General features: G+C 74.4%; 16 protein-coding genes. 9 read left to right on the forward strand and 7 right to left on the reverse strand.

Annotated features, from left to right (window positions below):
• Positions 1-14: 14 nt before the first annotated feature.
• From ACPXCB_RS11335 to ACPXCB_RS11350, 4 genes are all read left to right on the forward strand, one after another.
• Positions 15-1010: an AAA family ATPase gene (locus ACPXCB_RS11335; protein ID WP_425874624.1), complete on the forward strand. Its 996-nt coding sequence runs from the start codon at positions 15-17 to the stop codon at positions 1008-1010.
• Between the two features lie 12 nt (positions 1011-1022).
• Positions 1023-2177, forward strand: coding sequence for a DUF58 domain-containing protein (locus ACPXCB_RS11340; protein ID WP_425874626.1), 1155 nt, complete (start codon positions 1023-1025; stop codon positions 2175-2177).
• 137 nt (positions 2178-2314) lie between these two features.
• On the forward strand, positions 2315-4567 hold the full coding sequence (locus tag ACPXCB_RS11345; RefSeq protein ID WP_425875007.1) for a DUF3488 and transglutaminase-like domain-containing protein: 2253 nt from the start codon (positions 2315-2317) through the stop codon (positions 4565-4567).
• A gap of 151 nt (positions 4568-4718) precedes the next feature.
• Positions 4719-5786, forward strand: a complete 1068-nt coding sequence (locus tag ACPXCB_RS11350; protein ID WP_425874628.1) for a DUF2855 family protein — start codon at positions 4719-4721, stop codon at positions 5784-5786.
• 153 nt (positions 5787-5939) lie between these two features.
• On the opposite strand, the gene ACPXCB_RS11355 is transcribed toward ACPXCB_RS11350, so the two are convergent.
• Positions 5940-6368 (reverse strand): hypothetical protein, encoded by a 429-nt coding sequence (locus ACPXCB_RS11355; protein ID WP_425874630.1) that lies wholly within the window; start codon positions 6366-6368, stop codon positions 5940-5942.
• Between the two features lie 204 nt (positions 6369-6572).
• Between ACPXCB_RS11355 and ACPXCB_RS11360 the strand changes: the two genes are divergently transcribed.
• Positions 6573-7820: a sensor histidine kinase gene (locus ACPXCB_RS11360; RefSeq protein WP_425874632.1), complete on the forward strand. Its 1248-nt coding sequence runs from the start codon at positions 6573-6575 to the stop codon at positions 7818-7820.
• Between the two features lie 186 nt (positions 7821-8006).
• Here the strand turns inward: ACPXCB_RS11360 and ACPXCB_RS11365 are convergent, their stop codons facing one another.
• The 3 genes from ACPXCB_RS11365 to ACPXCB_RS11375 form a co-directional block, all read right to left on the reverse strand.
• A complete protein-coding gene (locus ACPXCB_RS11365) occupies positions 8007-8708 on the reverse strand; it encodes a response regulator (protein ID WP_425874634.1) in 702 nt (233 codons plus the stop codon).
• Between the two features lie 151 nt (positions 8709-8859).
• Positions 8860-9651, reverse strand: coding sequence for an SDR family oxidoreductase (locus ACPXCB_RS11370; RefSeq protein WP_425874636.1), 792 nt, complete (start codon positions 9649-9651; stop codon positions 8860-8862).
• Positions 9648-10622, reverse strand: coding sequence for an LLM class F420-dependent oxidoreductase (locus ACPXCB_RS11375; RefSeq protein WP_425875009.1), 975 nt, complete (start codon positions 10620-10622; stop codon positions 9648-9650). The genes ACPXCB_RS11370 and ACPXCB_RS11375 overlap by 4 nt, the downstream gene beginning before the upstream one ends.
• 146 nt (positions 10623-10768) lie before the next feature.
• Between ACPXCB_RS11375 and ACPXCB_RS11380 the strand changes: the two genes are divergently transcribed.
• Together ACPXCB_RS11380 and ACPXCB_RS11385 are read left to right on the forward strand one after the other, a co-directional pair.
• Positions 10769-11983: a low temperature requirement protein A gene (locus ACPXCB_RS11380; RefSeq protein ID WP_425874638.1), complete on the forward strand. Its 1215-nt coding sequence runs from the start codon at positions 10769-10771 to the stop codon at positions 11981-11983.
• A 50-nt stretch (positions 11984-12033) separates the two neighbouring features.
• Complete coding sequence (locus ACPXCB_RS11385; RefSeq protein WP_425874639.1) at positions 12034-12918, forward strand: DUF1028 domain-containing protein; 885 nt, start codon at positions 12034-12036, stop codon at positions 12916-12918.
• A gap of 36 nt (positions 12919-12954) precedes the next feature.
• On the opposite strand, the gene ACPXCB_RS11390 is transcribed toward ACPXCB_RS11385, so the two are convergent.
• Complete coding sequence (locus tag ACPXCB_RS11390) at positions 12955-13656, reverse strand: maleylpyruvate isomerase N-terminal domain-containing protein (RefSeq protein WP_425874641.1); 702 nt, start codon at positions 13654-13656, stop codon at positions 12955-12957.
• Between the two features lie 69 nt (positions 13657-13725).
• Here ACPXCB_RS11390 and ACPXCB_RS11395 point away from each other — a divergent pair, with 69 nt between their 5' ends.
• Positions 13726-14178, forward strand: a complete 453-nt coding sequence (locus ACPXCB_RS11395; protein ID WP_425874643.1) for a YbhB/YbcL family Raf kinase inhibitor-like protein — start codon at positions 13726-13728, stop codon at positions 14176-14178.
• A 4-nt stretch (positions 14179-14182) separates the two neighbouring features.
• Here the strand turns inward: ACPXCB_RS11395 and ACPXCB_RS11400 are convergent, their stop codons facing one another.
• Positions 14183-15070: a phosphatase PAP2 family protein gene (locus ACPXCB_RS11400; protein ID WP_425874645.1), complete on the reverse strand. Its 888-nt coding sequence runs from the start codon at positions 15068-15070 to the stop codon at positions 14183-14185.
• Between the two features lie 84 nt (positions 15071-15154).
• Here ACPXCB_RS11400 and ACPXCB_RS11405 point away from each other — a divergent pair, with 84 nt between their 5' ends.
• Positions 15155-15850, forward strand: a complete 696-nt coding sequence (locus ACPXCB_RS11405) for a DUF3159 domain-containing protein (RefSeq protein ID WP_425874646.1) — start codon at positions 15155-15157, stop codon at positions 15848-15850.
• 286 nt (positions 15851-16136) lie between these two features.
• Here ACPXCB_RS11405 and ACPXCB_RS11410 read toward each other — a convergent pair whose 3' ends face one another.
• Positions 16137-19028, reverse strand: coding sequence for a glycoside hydrolase family 48 protein (locus tag ACPXCB_RS11410; RefSeq protein ID WP_425875011.1), 2892 nt, complete (start codon positions 19026-19028; stop codon positions 16137-16139).
• Positions 19029-19275 lie beyond the last annotated feature (247 nt).

Consider the following 19275-nt stretch of genomic DNA (forward strand, 5'->3'; position numbering starts at 1 on the left):
GGAGCACCACCCGCGTGAACACCCCAGAACCGCTCACCCAGCCGGAGGTGCAGGGCTTCGCCGCCCTCGCCGCCCGGCTGGCCGAGAACGTCAACGCGGTGGTGCTGGGCAAGCCCCAGGTGGTCCGGCTGGCGCTGACGGCGCTCTTCGCCCAGGGGCACGTGCTGCTGGAGGACGTGCCGGGGGTCGGCAAGACCACGCTGGCCCGGGCCGTCGCGGCGACCGTGAAGGGGCAGTGGCGGCGCATCCAGTTCACCCCCGACCTGCTCCCCTCCGACGTGTCCGGGGTGACGATCTTCAACCAGGCCACCCGGGGCTTCGAGTTCCACCCGGGCCCGGTGTTCGCCAACATCGTCATCGCGGACGAGATCAACCGGGCGTCGCCGAAGACCCAGTCGGCGCTGCTGGAGGTGATGGAGGAGCGCACCGTCACCGTCGACGGCGTCCGGCACCCGGTGCCGCAGCCGTTCCTGGTGGTGGCCACCCAGAACCCGGTGGAGATGGACGGCACGTACCGGCTGCCCGAGGCCCAGCTCGACCGTTTCCTGGTGAAGCTCTCCGTCGGCTACCCCGACGAGGCGGTCGAGGTGGAGGTGCTGCGCGGGGCGACGGTCCGCTCCCCCGAGGCGCTGACGGCGGTCGCCGACACGGCCACCGTCGGGGAGATGGTCCGCATGGCCCGCCGGGTGCACATCGCCGAGCCGCTCTACGCGTACGCGGTGCGGCTGGCCGCGGCCACCCGTACCCATCCGCAGGTGCGGGTCGGCGTCAGTCCCCGGGGCGTGATCGCGCTGACCAGGGCGGCGTGCGCGTACGCGCTGATCGACGGGCGGGGCTGGATCATGCCGGAGGACCTGAAGACCCTGGCCGAGCCGGTCTTCGCACACCGGCTGCTGCTCACCCCCGACGCGCAGGTGCGCGGGGTGACCGCCGCCGAGGTGCTGCGCCAGGCGGTCGCCTCGGTTCCGGTGCCGCTCCCCTCGGGCCAGCCGGCCCCGGTCCAGGGCTGACCGGCGACGCCGGTGTCCGCGCTCACCGCCCGGTGTCTCGGGCTGCTCGTCGCCGCCGTCGTGCTGCTCGGCGTCGGCTTCCGCTTCGCGTACCCGGAGTTGACGCTGCTCGGGGCGGCGGCCGGCATCGCCGTCGGGTACGCCGTGCTGAGCGCGGCGTGGCGGCCCCGCCTGGAGGTGACCCGCAGCGCCGACCCGGACCGGGTGGCACGCGGCGAGCCGGCCGCGATGACCCTGACGGTGCGCAACGCGGGACGGCTGCGGGCGGCGAGCCTGGTGGCCGAGGACCGGTGCGGCGACCGGTCGGTTCCGGTGCCGCTGCTGCGGCTGCGACCGGGCCGGGACACCACGGTCCGCTACGAGGTGCCGACCGCCCGCCGGGGTGTGGTGCCGGTGGGGCCGCTGCGGGTGACCCGGCGCGACCCCCTCGGCCTGGTGGCGCTGTCCCGCCCGTACGGCGGCACGGTGCCGGTCTGGGTGCACCCCCGCGTGCACCCGCTCAACGCGGTGCCCACGGGCGCGGGGCGCAGCCTGGACGGCCGGGTGGACAAGGTGCCGCACGGGTCGATCACCTTCGACTCGCTACGCGAGTACGTGGTCGGTGACGAGCTGCGCCGGGTGCACTGGCGGACCAGCGCCCGGGTGGGCGAGCTGATGGTGCGGGAGAACGTGGACACCAGCCTGCCCCGGATCGTGGTGCTGCTGGACAACCGGACGGCCGCCCACCCGGAGCGCCTGGCCGGGGTGGCCGAGTCGTTCGAGTCGGCGTGCGAGGCCGCCGCCTCGGTGCTGGTCGCCGCGTACCGCGAGGATCTGCCGGTGGTGCTGCTGCTGGTCGCGCCGGAGCCGGCGGGCGGCGACGCGGCGGCGCAGGGGCCGCTGGACCGGCTCGCGGCGGCGGAACTCGCCGACGGGGTCGATCTTCAGCCCGCCACCGGTCGGCTACGGCGGGAACGGCTCGGCGACACGCTGGTCTTCCTCACGGGGCCGGGCGGCCGGGACGACCTGGGGACGGTGGGCGCGCTGCGGGCCGCGTACCCGTCGGTGGTGGTGGGGGTCTTCGGGGCGGCGGAGCCGGCGCCGTCGGGCGCGGCCGGCCTGGTGGTGATCGACGCCGCGGACGGGGCGGCGTTCGCCGCCGAGTGGGACGGGGTGCGCAGGTGGTGACGGTGGTCGGCGGCGTTCCCGACGGTCAGGCGGGGCGGAGCACCGGCGGCGCCGCGACGGACGCCGCCGGGCAGACCGGGGCTGGCGGCGGAGCTGGCGACGCCCCCGGGCCGGCCGGTGGCGGTGGGGTCGCCGGGGTGGCGCGGGCGCTGCGGGCCGTCCCGGTGCCGCTGGCGCTGATCGCGATGATCGGCCTGGCCGGCGCCGTGCTCGGCCGGGTCTACGCCGGCCCGCTGCTGATCTGGCTGGTGCTCGGGGCGGCGATCGGTTCGGTGCTGGTCAGCGTGGCCGCCCGCCGGCTGCCCTCGTGGCTGGTCGCACCCGTGTCGGTGCTCGCGATGGCGGGCTGGACGGCCTGGTCGCTGCGGCTCACCGCGGCCCGCGCCGAGCTGCCCGGGGGCCTGGCCGAGGTGACCGCGGACGCCGCCACGAACGGCATCCCCCGGCTGTTGACGGCGATGATCCCGGTGGAGCCGACCCCGGACACGGTGCTGGTGCCGCTGGTCGCCGCGTGGCTGGCCGGTCTCGCCGGGGCGGAGGTGGCGATGCGGGCGGGTCGGGTGCTGCTCGGCTACCTGCCGCCGGTGCTGCTCTACGCCGCCGCGCTCTACGTGGTCGGCCCGAACGCCGATCCCGCGATCGGGCCGACGCTGGCCCTCGTGGCCGTGGCGGTGCTCGGCCTGGCGGTGCCGACGCGCGGGGCGGCCGGCGCCGACGCGGCCGCCGGGCTGACCCCGGCGGTCCGCGCGGCCGTCCGGGCCCGGCTCGCCGCCGCCTCCGCCGCCGGCCTCGCGGTGGTGGTCGGCCTCGTCGCGCTGCTCGGTCCGCTGCTCGCCGGCCAGGTCGACGGCCAGCCGGTGGACCCTCGGCGGTACGTCGAGCCGCCGCAGGTGGAGACCCTCGACGAGAACCCGCTCATCCGGATCTCCGGTTGGGCGCTGCACCCGGGCCAGCAGCTGCTCGACGTGCGTACGCAGCGGTCGGGCCCGCCGGATTCCGTGCCGGCCGAGGAGCCGGGGGCCACCCCCGGGCCGGGCGCCGCCGCACGCCCGGTGCCGATCCGGCTGGCGGTGCTCAGCGACTACGACGGGGTGACCTGGCGGGTCGGCGCCACGTACCGCAACGCGGGGCGGATCCTGCCCGTGACGGCGCCGGCGGCCGACAGCACCGTGGAGACGGTACGGCAGGAGATCACCGTCGCCGGGCTGAGCGGCCGGCTGCTGCCCGCCGTCGCCACCCCCCGTCAGGTCACCGGCGCCCGGGTGGCGTACGACCCGACGACCGGGACGCTCATCCGGCCGGAGGGCCTGACGCCGGGGCTGCGCTACGACGTGACCTCGGCGCTGGAGACGCCCGACTTCAACCTGCTCGCCACGGCGGACGTGCCGGCCGGCGAGGAGGTGGCCCGGGTGCTGCGGGTCGCCGACGGGGTGCCGGAACCGTTGCGCCGGCTCGCCGCCCAGCTCGCCGAGTCCAACGGCGCCCCGTACGCGCGGGCCGCCGCCGTGGAGCAGTTCCTCGCCGAGCACTACCGCCTCGTCGCGGACGCGCCCAGCGGGCACGCGTACCCGAACCTGAACTTCTTCCTCTTCGGACCCCGCAACGCCGGCGGCCAGCGGGGCACCTCCGAGCAGTTCGCGGCGGCGTTCGCGGTGCTGGGCCGGCTGACGGGGCTGCCGACCCGGGTGGTGGTGGGCTTCCGTGCCGCCGGCGACGGTCCGGTTCGGGCCGGCGACGCGTACGCCTGGCCGGAGGTGCTCTTCGAGGGGCTGGGCTGGGTGCCGTTCGACCCGCTGCCCAGGCCCGACGAGGAACCGCGCCCGGTGGAGGAGGACTTCCGCCCCACGCCGGAGGAGCCGCCCCCGTCGGAGGTGCCGGAGCCCACGGTCGAGCCGACCGTGTCGCCGGAACCGGCCGCCGCGCCGGGCGGGCGGGCCGGCTCCGGTGGAGCGTCGACGGCGCTGCTGGTCGGCGGCGGGACGGGCGGCCTGCTGCTGCTGGTCGGGGCCGCGCTGCTCGCGCTGCTGCTGATGCGCCGGGCACTGACCCGGGCGCGGCGGGAACGGGGCGACCCCGGCCAGCGGATCGCCGGCGCCTGGCGGGAGGTGACCGACGCGCTGCGGCTGGCCGGTCACCCGGTGAGCGGGGACCTCTCCGCCTCCGAGGTCGCCGCCCACGCCCGCGCCGTGCTCCCCGCCGAGGCGGACGTCGAGGAGTTGGCGGGGCTACTCAATCAGACGGCGTTCGCACCGGGCACCGCCACGGCGGAGCAGGCCGCGCGGGCCGTCACGACGGCCGGCGACTACGTCGCCGCGCTGCGCGCCGCCCGCCCCTGGTGGCGGCGCCTCCTCTGGTCGGTACGCCCCGGTCCCCTGCGCTGGCCGCGCTGATCCCCTCCGCGACGCGGCGCGATCCATCGCCGTCGCTGCCGCCGGTCCCGGTCGCCGGGCGCGGGTGGTCGCCTCGTCAACCGGAGCGCGAGTGGGATTTTGCACTCGCAGTGCACTTGTCTCGGTCTCCGGGGCTGCCTAGCGTCGCATCATGCCTGCTTCCTGGACCTTCGCCGTGGCCCGTGACGACCTGAGCCGGACCACCCTCGCCGAAGGCGCGACGCCCACCCTGGCCGACGGCGAGGCACTGCTGCGGGTGGACCGCGTCGGCCTGACCGCCAACAACGTGACCTACGCGGTGCTCGGCGACGCGATGCGGTACTGGGAGTTCTTCCCGCCCGGCCCCCGTGGGCTCGGCCCGCAGTGGGGACTCCCGCCACTGTGGGGCTTCGCCGAGGTGGTCGCGTCGACGGTCGACGGGGTCACCGCCGGGCAGCGGGTCTACGGCTACCTCCCACCGGCGGGTCACCTCCTGCTGCGGCCGGACCGGGTGGACGCGTCCGGATTCCGCGACGCGAGCGGGCATCGGGCCGATCTGCCCTCGCCGTACAACGTGTACCGGTCGACCACCGGCGACCCGGCCTACCGGGCCGACCAGGAGGACCTGCTGGTCCTCTTTCGGCCGCTGTTCTTCACCTCCTTCATGCTGGCCGACCAGATCGTCGACAACGACTTCCACGGGGCGGCGACCCTGGTGCTGTCGTCGGCGTCCAGCAAGACCGCGTACGCCGCCGCGTTCGAGCTGCACGGCCGGGGCCCGCGCCTGGTCGGGCTCACCTCCCCCGGCAACCTCGCGTTCACCCGGTCCCTCGGCTGCTACGACGACGTCCTCACCTACGACGACATCGACGCCCTCGACGCCGTACCGACCGCCTACCTCGACCTGTCCGGGGCGCCCACGACCCGGGCCGCCCTGCGGGCGCACCTCGGCGACCGGCTCGTACGCGACATCGCGGTCGGGCTCACCACCCAGGTCCCGAACGCCGACGCCGCCGGGGAGGTGTTCTTCGCCCCGGTGCAGATGCGCAAGCGCCGCCAGGACTGGGGCCGCGACGGGCTCGACCAGCGGTTCGCCGCGGCCTGGCAGCGGTTCACCGGGGTCGTGAGCGGGTGGCTCGACGTCCGGGTCGACACCGGCCCCGACGCCCTGCGACGTGCCTGGTCGGAGACGCTCGCCGGCCGGACGCCGCCACGCGTGGGTCAGATCGTCCAGTTGTGAGCGGCGTTCCACGACGTCGCCCCGGTCTCGGCTGCGGCCGGGACCGGGGCTTGGCCCGCGCGGTCAGGCGCACCACGGCTCGGCGACAGTGGCCGGGCCCGCCACCTGTCGCCTCGCCGGATCCGTGCGGGTGTCGTCGCCCGCGCCGGTCGTTCAGGAACGATAGAAGATCGTGCTGTACCTTCCGCAGATGTTGGCGCTCAGGGAATTGTCGGTGCACTCGTTGATCTCGATCCGCGTGACATTCGAGGCGAAGTTGTAGGTCCTGGTGACTGTCGAGTTCGCGCCGTTGTTGTTGGCCAGCTCCTCGTAGCGCGTTCCGCCGTCCCGGTAGTAGGCCATGACCCTCGCCTTGGCGTTGCGGTCGTTCGCGACGGTGTCCTTGACCTCCACCTTCACGTACAGTCGACCGTCGTCACCCCACCGCCAGGTGCCGTGCACCCAGGCTCCGGAGACATCCGCGCTCGTGTAGCTCATCGACCATTCGGTGGCCGCCTGGGCCGGGGCCGGGGAAACCACGACCGTACCGAACAGAGCGAAAATTCCCAAGAGACCGGCGACGGCGAAACGACGCTTCTTCAATTCGTACTCCCTTTAGCGGTGGCTTATACCGCAGACGTTAATTTGCGCGGCGTCCGTCCACATCGTCCCGCTGATTGATTCCCTACCGCGACCGCTGCGGTATCCGGATCGGCTGCCTACCGCAGCGGTTGTACGGCACCACCCGCGGGACACCGGCCCTCATCGCCCCCGCTCGACCTCGCATCGACCACTTAGGATTCTCCGGTGTCACACCGTGAGCGGCTCCGGCAACAACTGCACGACGTGCCCGCGACGGTCGTCGACGCGGCGGTCGCCACCGGCATCGTGGCGGTCACGGCCTGGATGGGGCGCGACTACCAACTGCCCGGCTTCCGCGAGTTCGACGGCACGGCCCTGGTCCTGACCTGCCTGGCCAACATCCCGCTCGCGGCACGCCGCCGCGCCCCGGTGACCGTCCTGCTGACCTGCTGCGCCGTGGTGGCGTGGTTCCTCGCCCTCGGCTACGTGCCCAGCCTGAACCTGTTCGGGCCGCTGCTCGCGATGTACACCGTGGCCGCGACGCGTCCCACCCGCACCGCCCTGCCGGGGGCCGCGGCCACGGTCGGGGTGGTCTTCTACAGCGGCATGGTGGTCGAGGTCTACACTCCGTGGACGGCGCTCGCCCAGGCGCTGGTGGCGACTCTGGTGGCCTGGCTGTTCGGGGCCGGGGCCCGACGGCTGGCCGACCGCAACCGGCGACTGCTCGCCCTGGCCGAGGAACTGCGCCGGGAGCGGGAGGCCCGGGCCCGCAGCGCGGTCATGGCGGAACGGATACGTATCGCCCGCGAGCTGCACGACGTGGTCGCCCACCACATGTCGGTGATCTCGGTGCAGGCCGGCCTGGCCCGGTACGTCCTCGCCACCGATCCGGCGACGGTGGGCGCGGCGCTGGACACCATCGCCGGCAGCAGCCACGAAGCGCTGGAGGAGATGCGCCGGATGCTCGCCCTGCTCCGGGTGTCCGACACCGATCCGCGAAGCGAGGGCGACGGCCGCGATCCCGCACCGGGGCTGGGTCGGCTCGACGAACTCGTCGAGCGGATCAGGGCCGCCGGCGTCCAGGTCGCGGTGGTGGTCGTGGGCTCGCCCCGCCCACTGCCACCGGGGACGGACCTCTGCGCGTACCGGGTGGCGCAGGAGTCGTTGACGAACGTCCTGAAGCACGCGCGCGGGGCCCGGGCGAACGTCACGCTCGACTACGGCCAGCCGGAGCGGCTAACCATCCGGGTCGCCGACGACGGCCCCGGCGCTCCTGACGGGCCGGCGCACGGCCACGGTCTCGCCGGCATGCGCGAGCGGGCACGACTGTACGGCGGAAGCCTGCACGCCGGAAACGCCCCGGGCGGCGGCTTCACCGTCATCCTCAGTTTGCCCGTCGGAGTCGTCCCACCCGACAGGCACGAACCGGGGGTCACCGGTCGGCGGCCGTCGCCTCCGGCCCGGCCCGCCTAGCCTGCCCGTGTCAAGGTGTCGACGCCGTCTCCGATAGCCCGTGATCTTGCCGGCTGCGTCGGCACGAGCGCCGGGCCGGGGCTGGCAGTCGCCGCGGGCGGGTGAAGACGAGGGCCCCGATCCTGAGGGCAACGAGTTATGGCCTGCTGTCACGTCCGGTCCAGGAACTCCAGAACACCCGTGCATCTATTGCGGATTGCTGAACCCCCTCTCACCTGGCCGGACCAGACCGGACTCGTACGCCAGGACCACCGCCTGCGCCCGGCTGGCCAGGTCGAGCTTGGCCATGGTCCGGTTTAGATGGGTCTTGACGGTCGCCTCCGCGATCACCAGGCGCCCGGCGATCTCCGAGTTGTCGAGGCCCGTGCCGACCAGCCGCAGCACCTCCCGCTCCCGTCCGGTGAGGACGTCGAGCGCCAGCAGCGCACCGGGCCGCGGCGCGGCGGAGGCGGCAAGTGACTCGACGAGTCGATGGACCACGCGGGGTGTGAAGAGCATGTCCCCGCGCGCCACGGTGGCGACGGCGGCCAGCAGCCGCTCCGGGGGCGTGTCCTTGAGCAGGAAACCGCTGGCCCCGGCCCGCAGCGCGTCGTAGACGTAATCGTCGGTGTCGAACGTGGTCAGCACGAGGACGCGGGGCGGGTCGTCCCCGGCCGCGGCGATGATCTCACGGGTGGCTGCGATCCCGCCGACGCCAGGCATCCGGAGGTCCATCAGGACCACGTGGGGCCGGGTGGCGGCGGCCACGGCCACCGCCTCGGCGCCGTCGGCGGCCTCGCCCACCACCCGCATCCCCGGGGCGGCCCGGAGCAGGGCGGCCAGACCGGCGCGGATCAGCACCTGGTCGTCGACGACGAGAACCCCCACCGACCTACTGCTGCGGGACATGAGCCTCCTGGTCCTTACGGTTCGACGCCAGCAGCGGGCAGGTTCGGCCCGAGCCCCGGGCGGGCACGGCACGAGCTTCGGCCATGCGCCGCCGGGAACCGGCCCGGTCGGACCTCCGCTGTCGCCGGTCGACCCTGCCCGACGACAGCGGCTACGCCCTCAGCCGACGGACGAGCTTGCGCAGGCCGGACTGCCAGCCGTCCGGGTCCTCCGCCTTGCGGCGAGCGTAGTCGGCGACCTCGGGGTGCGGGAGGATCAGGAAGCGCTCCTCGGCAATGCCGGCGACCGCCGCGTCGGCGACCTGGTCGGCGGTGAGCACCGCGCCGGAGGCGGCCACGACCCGCGCGCCCAGGTGACCGGCGGCCAGCCCGTCGGCGAGCATCGGCGTGTCCACGCCCTGCGGGCACAGCGCGCTGATCCGGACGCCCTGGTCGCGGTAGGTGACGGAGAGCCACTCGGCGAATCCGACGGCGGCGTGCTTGGTGGTGGCGTACGGGGCGTCGCCGACCGAGGTCAGCACGCCCGCCGCCGAGCAGGTGTGCAGCAGGTAGCCGCCGCCCCGGGCCAGCATCGCCGGCAGCACCGCGCGGGCCGCGTAGACGTGGGAGAGCACGTTGACCCGCCAGGCGCGGTCCCAGCCGGCGTCGTCGACCTCCATCCCGCCGCCGGAGGTGACGCCCGCGTTGGCGCAGAACAGGTCGATGCGCCCGTACCGCTGCTCGGTGTCGGCGACCAGCGTGCGGACCTGCTCCTCGTCGGTCACGTCCAGCCCGACGGCGTGGGCGACCGGGCCGAGGCCGGCGGCCACCGCGCGGGCCGCGTCGGCGTCGAGGTCGGCCACCACCACGGCGGCGGCGCCCTCGGCGGCGAAGCGGCGGGCCAGGGCGGCGCCGATGCCGCCCGCCCCGCCGGTGATGATCACCACCCGGTCGGTGAGGTTCATCGCGACCCACCCCCACCCAGGCGCGTGATCAGGTCCCCCAACGCCGCCGCGCCACCGGCGGCGAGCTCGGGGGTGGGCAGCAGGGCCAGCACCGGTACGTCCACACCGGCGTCGGCGTAGCGGCGGACCTGCTCGCGGCAGTGCTCCGGCGAGCCGTGCAGCACCAACGCGTCGACCACGTCGTCGGGCACCGCCGCGCCCGCGCCGCGCCGGTCCCCGGCGGCCCAGGCCCGCCACATCGGCCCGAGCACCTCCTCCCGGCCGAGCCAGCGGTGGAACTCGGCGTACGCGGGGACGGTGAGGTAGCTGGTGATCAGCCGGCGGCCCAGGGCGCGGGCGTGCGCGGCGTCCTCGGTGGGGCAGACGAAGATCCGCGCGACCACCTCGAAGCCGGGGCGCCGCTGGCCGACCTCGGCGAGGGCCCGGGGCACGTCGGAGGCGGCGAGCCAGTTGAGGATGACGCCGTCGGCCTCGGCGCCGGCCAGCCGCAGCATCCCCGGGCGCAGCGCGGCGAGCAGCACCGGCGGCGGCACGGCCGGCTTGCGGTCCAGGGTGAAGCGGCGCACGGCGAAGGTGTCGTACTCCTCGTCGACGGTCTCCCCGGCCAGCGCCGCGCGCAGGAACCGCAGCACGTCGCGGGTACGCCGGAACGGCTCCTCGAACGGCACGGCGTTCCAGTTGCCCACGACGACCGGCGAGGACGCGCCGATGCCGAGCGCGAACCGGCCCGGGGCGGCGTCGGCCAGCGCCGCCGCGCTCATCGCCAGCAGGCCCGGGCCCCGGGTGAAGACCGGCGTGATCGCGGTGCCCAGGCGCAGCCGGGGCTGCCAGGCGGCGGCGAGTGCCAGCGGGGTGAACGCGTCCGCCCCGTTGACCTCCGAGGACCACACGTCGGTGAAGCCGGCCCGGTCGAGGGCCGCGTAGATCGCGGCATGCTCGGCGAGCGGGATGCCGTCCAGCGGCACGGTCATGCCCCATCGCGTCGTCATCGGTCGATGGTGCCCGCTCGCCGGGCCGCAGAGCAAGATCCTGTGACTTTCCCGGATACCGCGAGCCCGGCACCCCCGGGTGGTACGACTGCCTGATGGGCCCCGCAGCGAGTGGAGGCCGCTGACCGATGGCCACCAGCGGCAGGCGGCACCTCACGCTCCACACGAAGGACACGGGCAGGGCGACGTTCCTGGAGCTCTTCTTCGACCTGGTCTTCGTCTTCGCGCTCACCCGCATCTCCGCCCGCGCGTTCGAGGATCTCGCCCTGGAGCCGGGGGGCAACACCGGCTGGGCACCGCTCACCGGCGGCGGCAAGACCCTGCTGCTGCTCCTCGCGCTCTGGACGATCTGGCAGGGCACGGCCTGGACCACCAGCCGGTACGACCCGTACCACCTCTGGCTGCAACTGGTGGTGATCACCGCTCTGGTGTGCAGCATGGTCATGGGAGTGGCGATCTCCCAGGCGTTCCGCGCCACGGGCCTGGCCTTCGCGGTGGCGTACGTGGCGGCGCAGGTCTCCCGGCCGGCGATCCTGTTCGTGGCGCTACGCCACCACGGGTCGCGGCGGCTGAAACTGCGGATGACGATCGTCTTCAGCGCCAGCGGCGTGCTGTGGATCGCTGGCGCGTTTCTGCCGACCACCCCGCGGGTCGTGTGCTGGACGGCTGCCATCGCGGTCGAGTACGTGGCCGCGCGGCTCGGTTTCCCGGTGCCCGGGCTGGGCCGGTCCAGGACGTCGAAGTGGGAGATCGCCGGCGGGCACCTGGCCGAGCGGTACCAGCAGTTCTTCCTCATCGCGCTGGGCGAGACGATCCTGGTGGCCGGTCTCGCCTTCGACGCGGGCACCCACGATCTCGCCCGGACCACCGCCTTCGCGCTGGCGTTGGCCACCTCCATCGTGCTCTGGCGGATCTACGTCCAACGGGCCGGGCAGATCCTCGGCGAGGCGGTCAGCAAGGCCCGGCACCCGGCCGACCTCGGTCGGTCGGCGGCCGACACCCACCTGGTGATGGTGGTCGGCCTGACCGCCGTCGCGATCGGCTACGAACTGGCGATCGAGCATCCGCTCGGCCCTCCCGAGGCGTCCTGGATCGCGATGATCATCGGCGGGCCGGCGCTGTTCCTGCTCGGCCGGGCCCGCTTCGAGTACGAGGTGTTCGGCCGTGTGTCCCGGTCCCGGTGGATCGCGACACTCGTGCTGCTGGCCTCCATGCCCGTCCTGACGCACCAACCGCTGCTGGTGTCGGCGGCCCTGGTCGTCGTCGTGTTGACCGGGGTCGCGCTCGCCGACGCCCGCCGGGCCAGGGGTCGCCCGCCGGAGCCGGCGGCCCCACCGCTCTAGCCATCGGCACACAGCGATCGATACCCGGTGCCGCGGGATAGTCTCCATGCGTGACCTTCTCGCTCGTCGCCCGCTCCGCCGACGGCCGCCACCACGGCGTCGTCGTGGCCAGCCGGTTCCTGGCCGCCGGCGCGCTCGTGCCGGCCGCCGAGGCCGAAGTCGGCGCGCTCGCCACCCAGGCGCACGTCAACCTCGCCTACCGCCCGCAGGGGCTGACGCTGCTGCGCACCGGGGTGGCCGCGGCCGACGTGGTGGCCGGGCTGGTCGCCGCCGACCCGGACCGGGACCATCGCCAGCTCGGCGTGGTCGCCGCCACCGGCGTGGGCGCGACCTGGACCGGGCCGAGCTGCCACCCCTGGGCCGGCGGCCAGGCCGGCGACGGCTGGGCGGCGCAGGGCAACATCCTGGTCGGCCCGCAGGTGATCGACGCGGTCCGGGACGCCTGGCTGGGCGGGGCCGCGCTGCCGTTCCCCGACCGGCTGCTGGCCGCGTTGCGCGCCGGGGACCAAGCCGGCGGCGACCGGCGCGGCCGGCAGAGCGCCGGGCTGCTGGTGGTCGAGCGCGGCGGCGGGTACGACGGCAGCGGCGACGTGCTGGTCGACCTGCGGGTCGACGACCACCCCGATCCGGTGACCGAGCTGGGGCGGCTGCTCGCGGTGCACACCCTGCTGTTCGGCCGACCCGACCCGGCCACCCTGCTCGACCTGACGGGCGCGGTCGCCGCCGAGGTCGGCGCGCTGCTGGGCGCGCTCGGCCACCCGGTCGACCCGGCGGGGCCGGAGGAGGCGCTCTTCTCCTGGGCCGGCCTGGAGAACCTGGAGGAGCGCCTGGTGCCGGGCCGGATCGACCCGGTCGTGCTGGACCACCTGCGCAGGGCCGCCCCGCACGTGCCCGCCCCGCGCCCGGAGGCGGACCCGCTCGGCGCCGACGCCTGACCCGCCCGCCGGGCCGGGCCCGGGGACCCGCGCAGGTCAGCCGCCGAAGGAGAGCCAGCGGAAGCCGGCGGCGTTGACGACGGCCCGCTCGCGGTCCGTGAGGCCGGCCCGGCCGGTCGCCTTGCGGATCAGCGTGAGCCGGTCCCAGTCCAGCCCGGGCGGGACCGCCCGCCCGCCGGTGAGCAGGTCGGCGACGACCTCCGCCGCCGTCGGTGTCAGCCACGGCCGCCGCTCCAGCGCCGCCGCCAGGTCCAGGCCGTGCACGCCGACCTCCACCACGCGGGTACGCAGGAACTCGCCGAGCGCCATCGCGTCGCCGTGCCGGGTGCGTACCACCCGACCCGGCGGTGCGGCGTCGACGGCGTCGAGGGCGGCCCGCCAGGCCCGGTCGAAGTCGGCCACCAGGGCCGGACCGTCGACTTCCCGGGCCTCCCGCATGCCGCTGTCGACGCGGGCGGCGTCCACGGACGGGGTGAACTTGGCGGCGCCGTAGTAGGCGGCGGCGTCGACCTCGGCGCGGGGCGGGGCGGGCGCGGCGAGCATGTCGACCAGCCGGCCCGCGCCGGTGCGTACGTGGGCCAGCAGTTCGCGTACGGTCCACGGTCGGCAGTCGGTCGGACGGTCGAGATCCGCCTCGTCGACGCCGCGCAGCACCTCGCCGAGCCGATCGCACTCGTCCCGGAACGCCGCCCGTACGCTCTCCACGGTCCCCTCCCCCGTCCCGCCCGACCCTCTCACACCGGCGCAGCCGTTTCGGGGCCCGCCCGACGGGTACGCGCGGCCGGGCCGACGAGAGGAGCGCCAGGGATGGCCGGGATCATGCTGCGCAGCACCGCGTTCAACGACCACGACATGCTGCCGAACCGCTTCTCGAAGGAGGGCGGCAACGTCTCGCCGCCGCTGGAGTGGGAGCGGGTGCCGGAGTCCGCCGCCGAGCTGGTCCTGCTCGTCGAGGACCCGGACGCGGGTAGGACGCCGTTCCTGCACTGGCTGGTCACCGGGATCGCGCCGAGCGCCGCCGGGGCGCCGGAGGGCGGCGTGCCCCTGGGCGGCCGCGAATGGCCCAACGACTTCGGCACCACCGGGTGGGGCGGCCCGCACCCGCCCCAGGGCGACGATCCCCACCGGTACTTCTTCCGGCTCTACGCGCTGGACCGGCCGCTGGAGTTGCCCGGGACGCCGCGGGCCGACGAGGTGCACCGCCTGCTCGTCGAGCGGGACGCCGCGAGCGGGACGATGGTCGGCACGTACTCCCGCTGAGCGGTCAGCCCTTGACCCGGGGCACCAGCCGGTGCACGGCGGCGAGCACCAGCGCCATGACCACACCCATCGTGCCGACGATCCCGGCGGCGCTGCCGGCGTAGCCGACGAGGAGCGGCCTGCGGGCCAGCTCGCTGGGCGGGGTGGCGCGCAGGTCGACCAGCCAGGAGAGGGCGAACCCGCAGGCCACCACCGCCAGTACGCCGCCGACGCCGAGCACCGTCGCGGCGACCCGGTGGGCGTCGGCCGACTCCACCTGCGCCTGTTCCCGCTGGGTGATCAGCAGCACCAGCCCGGCCAGCGCCGCCCAGACCCCGACCACCAGGAACGCGGCCACCGCGTCGCTGGGCCGGTGCCAGCCGGCGGAGAGGGTGGCCACCCCGGCGATCGCGGCGTAGCCGGCGCCGAGGAAGGCGCCGAGCACCCGCACCTTGCGCGGCAGGACGAGCACCAGGGCCACCGCTACCGAGGCGGCGACCGTGGCGTGCCCGCTGGGCAGGCTGTTGCCGGCGTAGATCCGTTCGGGGTCGATGCCGAAGTCGGGCCGGGCCAGGCCGTACTTGAGCAACTGGGTGGTGGCGTTGGCGCCGGCGATCAGCAGGGTGGCCGTGACGGCCAGGGCGATCCGGCCCCGGATCAGGGCGATGAAGCCGATCACCGCGGTCGCCGCCAGCAGCGAGACGACCGACATGGCGTTGAGGATCCGGTCCACCGGGCCGTCGATGCGGTCCTGCCCGATCCGGTTGCCGGTCAGGGCGACGGTGTCGACCCACTGGCCGATCTCGACGTGCACGGCGACCCGCCACACAGCGATGAAGGCCGCCGCCTGGACGATCGCCAGGACGACCAACCAGACTGCGGTCCAACCCCTCGCCGTCGCTCGCACCCGCACACCGTAGCGGCAGGCGCAGCCCGGTCGGCGGGTGGCCTGTCGCTCGGCTCCGGCTAGGTTGGTGGCGGACGTGAGGAGGGTGCGGTGACGCGTACACCGGAGGGTGCGCCGGCCCCGACGGACCGGCCGGAGACGCTCGCGGACCTGCTCGGCGGGCGCCGGGGCGCGGTCGACGCCAGCCTGCCGCCGGTGGCGTTCGCCCTCGGTTGGCTGCTGCTCGGCGGGCACTCGCTGTGGGGCGGGGTGGGCGCGGCCGTGGTCACCGGCGCCGCGCTGGCCGGCTGGCGGCTGCACCGGGGCGACCGGCCGCGTTCGGTGCTGGTCGGGCTGCTGGCCGTCTGCGTGGCCGCGCTGGTCGCGTTGCGCACCGGCCGCGCCGAGGACTTCTTCCTCGTCCAGCTGCTGTCGAACGCGGCGAGCGCCCTCGCCTGGGTGGTCAGCATCGTGGTGCGCTGGCCGCTGCTCGGGACGGTGGTGGGCGTCGCGCTCGGCCAGCGGACCCGGTGGCGGCGGGATCCGGCGCTGCTGCGCGCGTACGGCCGGGGCAGCTGGGCATGGGCGGCGTCCTACGTGCTGCGGGTGGCGGTGTTCCTGCCGCTGTGGCTCGGCGGTCAGGTGGTCGCGCTGACGGTGGCCCGGGTCGTGTTGTCCTGGCCGCTGGTGGCGGCGGTGCTCGCGGTGAGCTGGGTGGTGGTGCGCCGGTCGTTGCCGGCCGGTCACCCGGGGCTGCGCCACCCGGTCGAGCCGGCCCGTGCGCCGGTGGAGCCGGCGGGAAAGTAAGGGAGAGGCCGCCACGGGGGGAGCGGCCTCTCCGGTGACGTACGTTACTCCGTCCCGGCCCCACGCGTGATCCCGTGGTGGCCGGTTTTTCGGGCGTTTTCGCGCCCGGTGCATATCCGGGTGTGGTGGGGTGGGCCGGCTGCCCCGCTGCGTCGGCCGGTTGACCGGCCCACCCCGGCCTGACCGTGGGAGTCAGGCCGTCCGCCGACCGGGCGTCTCCGTTCCCCCAGGCCCGCCCGGCCGACCTCCGGGCGGGCGGGCCGCGCCACCCACCCGGAGGAGTCGGTCAGCCGTTGGGGAACAGCTTTCCGTAGTCGGCGTACGCCATGGCGACGTCCGCCTGGGCCCAGAACCGGTGGTACTTGAACTCCGGCTCGGGGCCGCCGTCCAGGTACGCCTGGACCTTCGGCCAGGCCGGGTCGTTCTTGTAGAAGGAGCGGATGTCGAGGAAGCTCTTGCCCGCGGCGATGGGGTCACCGTTGGCCATGGTCCCCGTCCAGCCCGGCGGCACGTAGAGGCCCTGCCCGGTGCTGGCGTCGTAGACGTCGTCGAAGCGGCGGTAGTCGCCGCGCTTCTCCACGGTGGAGACGCCCTGGGCGTCGCTGGCCGCGTGCAGCGCGTCCAGCAGCCCCTTGGCGGTGTTCTTCGCCGCCGCGTTGCCCGACTTCGCCGCGTACGCGATGAGGGTGCGGGCGTAGGCGGCGGCGATGCCGACGTCCTGGCCCTTGACCGTGACCTCGACGTGCAGGTTGGTGTTGGGCTGCGGGTTGGCCGGGTTCCAGGTGGTCGGCTGGCCGGTCCACTTCATGTCCGACGGGATCGACCAGTTGGTGCCGACCGTGGTGTTGGCGATCGCCCACGGCACCCACTTGTCCAGCAGCGCCTTGGCCTTGGCGTTGCCGGTCTCCAGGTACAGCTCGGCGATCCGCTGCATGGACCAGGCCTGCATGCCGAACCACTGGTTCGACGGCGGGTCGTTGTAGACCGGGTCGACGTCGTAGTACATGCCGTAGAACGTCGACGTGCCGGCCGGCGGCTGGCCGTAGTGCCCGCCCCAGCTGTTGGTCGCGCCGCCGGCGATGCCGCCCTCGGCGGACTGGAGCCAGGTGTAGAACTCCAGCTGCCGCTCCAGGCTCTTGGTCCAGTCGGTGACCGCGGTCGGCGACTTGGGCTTGAGCTCGTTGACGTTGGTCAGCGCCCAGGCCGCGAACGGGTTCTGGTAGCCGAAGTGGTTGTGGCTGGAGCCGATCCGCCACGACCAGTTCTGGTTCGGCTCGTACGCGCCGCCCCAGGCGTAGTACCAGGACATCAGGTAGTGCGCCGAGTCCTTGCCGGTGCCGGCCGGGCAGGCGGAGGCCCCGACGCAGTTGCCGATCTTCTTGAAGTACTTGTCGAACATGGCGTAGCGCAGGTAGTCACCCATCTTCGCGGCCTTGGCCACGGTGGCCGCCACGTCGGCCTCCTTGCCCTGCTCCTTGGCCCAGGTCAGGGCCCAGTACGCGGCCTGCACGGCGCGGGCGTCGGCGTCGGGGGCGTTGGTGTACTTCCACTGCTTCGCCGGCGCGTTCGCCTCCTTGACGAACAGGTCGAGGTAGCCGCTGCGGCCGCCGTGGGCGAAGGTGTCGCAGGACGGCTGCGGCACGGTCTCCCACACCGACTCCTGGGTGCCCCGCTGGAAGGTGTTGATGTACGCCGGCCGGGTGGTGCCGTCGCCGCAGCGGCCGTAGCCGTAGGTGTTGTCCACGTCCAGCAGCCAGTGCATGCCGTAGATGTCACCGGTGCCGTAGGTGTTCTGCAGCTCCGAGCGCAGCGGGTCCTGGCCCACCGGCACGGACGGCTCCAGCTGCGACGGGTACTGGCTGGGCAGGTCGTGCTCGGCGGCGTACTGCGCGGTGCCCGCCGCGCCGGCCGTCGGCTGGTCTGAATGATTCGGAATAATATATTTTTCCATCACCGTCCAGGCGTTGTTGAACGGCGCCCAGTTCTGGGTCACCCGCCCGTACTGGGCCTCCAGCCAGAGCCAGAAGCTGAACGCCTCGGAGGTCGTCTCGTGCCCGTGGTCGGGCGCCTCGACGATCAGCGTCTCGATCGAGTGGTACGGCACGCCCTCGGGGCTGAAGTAGCCCGAGTTCTTGATCTTGCCGTACTGGTCGAGGAACCGCTTGACGTAGGTGTTGTCCCCGCCGCCGCTGTCGTTGTCGATCTCGGTGGCGGTGATCGCCAGCGGCGCGTAGCCGGTGGCCGAGGCGGTGACGGTGGCGGTGCCGCCGAGCGTGTCGGCGTCCTCCGCCGCCGCGACGGTCACGTTCACCCCGGTGTTCCAGTTGCTCGGGGTCAGCGTCACCGAGGCCGGCGAGACGGTGATGTCGGTGTCGCCGGTGCGGGCGAGGGAGACCGGCACGTTGGCCGTCGGCGCGGCGCTGAGCTTGAGGTTGACCGTCGAGCTGCCGCCCTCGGTCACGCTCACCGCCGACGGGGTGGCGACCAGCACCGGCCCGGACGCCGCCGTGACGGTGAAGGACTTCTCCGCGGTGGCGCTCAGGTTCGCGTTGTCGTACGCCTTGGCCTGCACCGTGTACGCGCCGGCCGGCAGGTCCTCCAGCGTGTAGCCGTACGGGGCGGTGGTGTCGGTGTTGACCAGCAGGCCGTTGCGGTAGAACTCGACCTTGCTGATCGTCCCGTCCGGGTCGCTGGCGGTGGCGCTCAGCGGCACGTCGGCGGGGGCCTCGAAGGGGCCGGCCGGCACGGTCAGCGCGACCGTCGGCGGCTGCTGCTGCGTGCCGCCGCAGGTGACGCCGTTGACCGAGAAGGACGTCGGCTTCGGGTTGGCGCCGCCGTGCGAGCCGTTGAAGCCGATGCTGGTGGAGGCGCCCGTGGCGATGCCCCCGTTGTAGGACTCGTTGGTGGCCGTGACCTGGTTGCCGGTCTGGCTCCACTTGGCCGACCAGCCCTGGGTCACCCGCTGGTCGCCGGGGAAGGCGAACTTCAGCGTCCAGCCGTTGATCGGGTCGCCGAGGTTCTTGATGGTGACGTTCGCGGTGAAGCCGTTGTTCCAGTCGCTGGTCGCGTAGACCACGTCGCAGGCGGGGGCGGCCTGTGCGGCGCCGGCCGGCAGGGTCACCCCGCCGACGGCGAGCGCGGCGGCGGCGACCATCGCCAGGCGGCGACGTCTTGCCAGATTTCTCATGTGCGCGGTGTCTCCTCGGACCTGGCCGGGGACGAAGGGCCCCGGCGGGGCGCCCTCCCGTGAACGGGATTCGGGGGCACCCGGGATGGTGGTCGCCCCGGCCCGAGGCCGGGGTACGGCGGGCGGCGCCCCCTGCGGGGCGGCTGCTCCACCGACTGCGTCGGATGCCGTACCGGAGACACCGGCTGCCCTCGGCGACCCACGCTTGCGCGATCTGGCTCCGCGTCGCGGTGGCGAC

The sequence above is a fragment of the Micromonospora sp. DT62 genome, assembly GCF_049847285.1.
Taxonomy (GTDB): Bacteria; Actinomycetota; Actinomycetes; order Mycobacteriales; family Micromonosporaceae; genus Micromonospora; species Micromonospora reichwaldensis.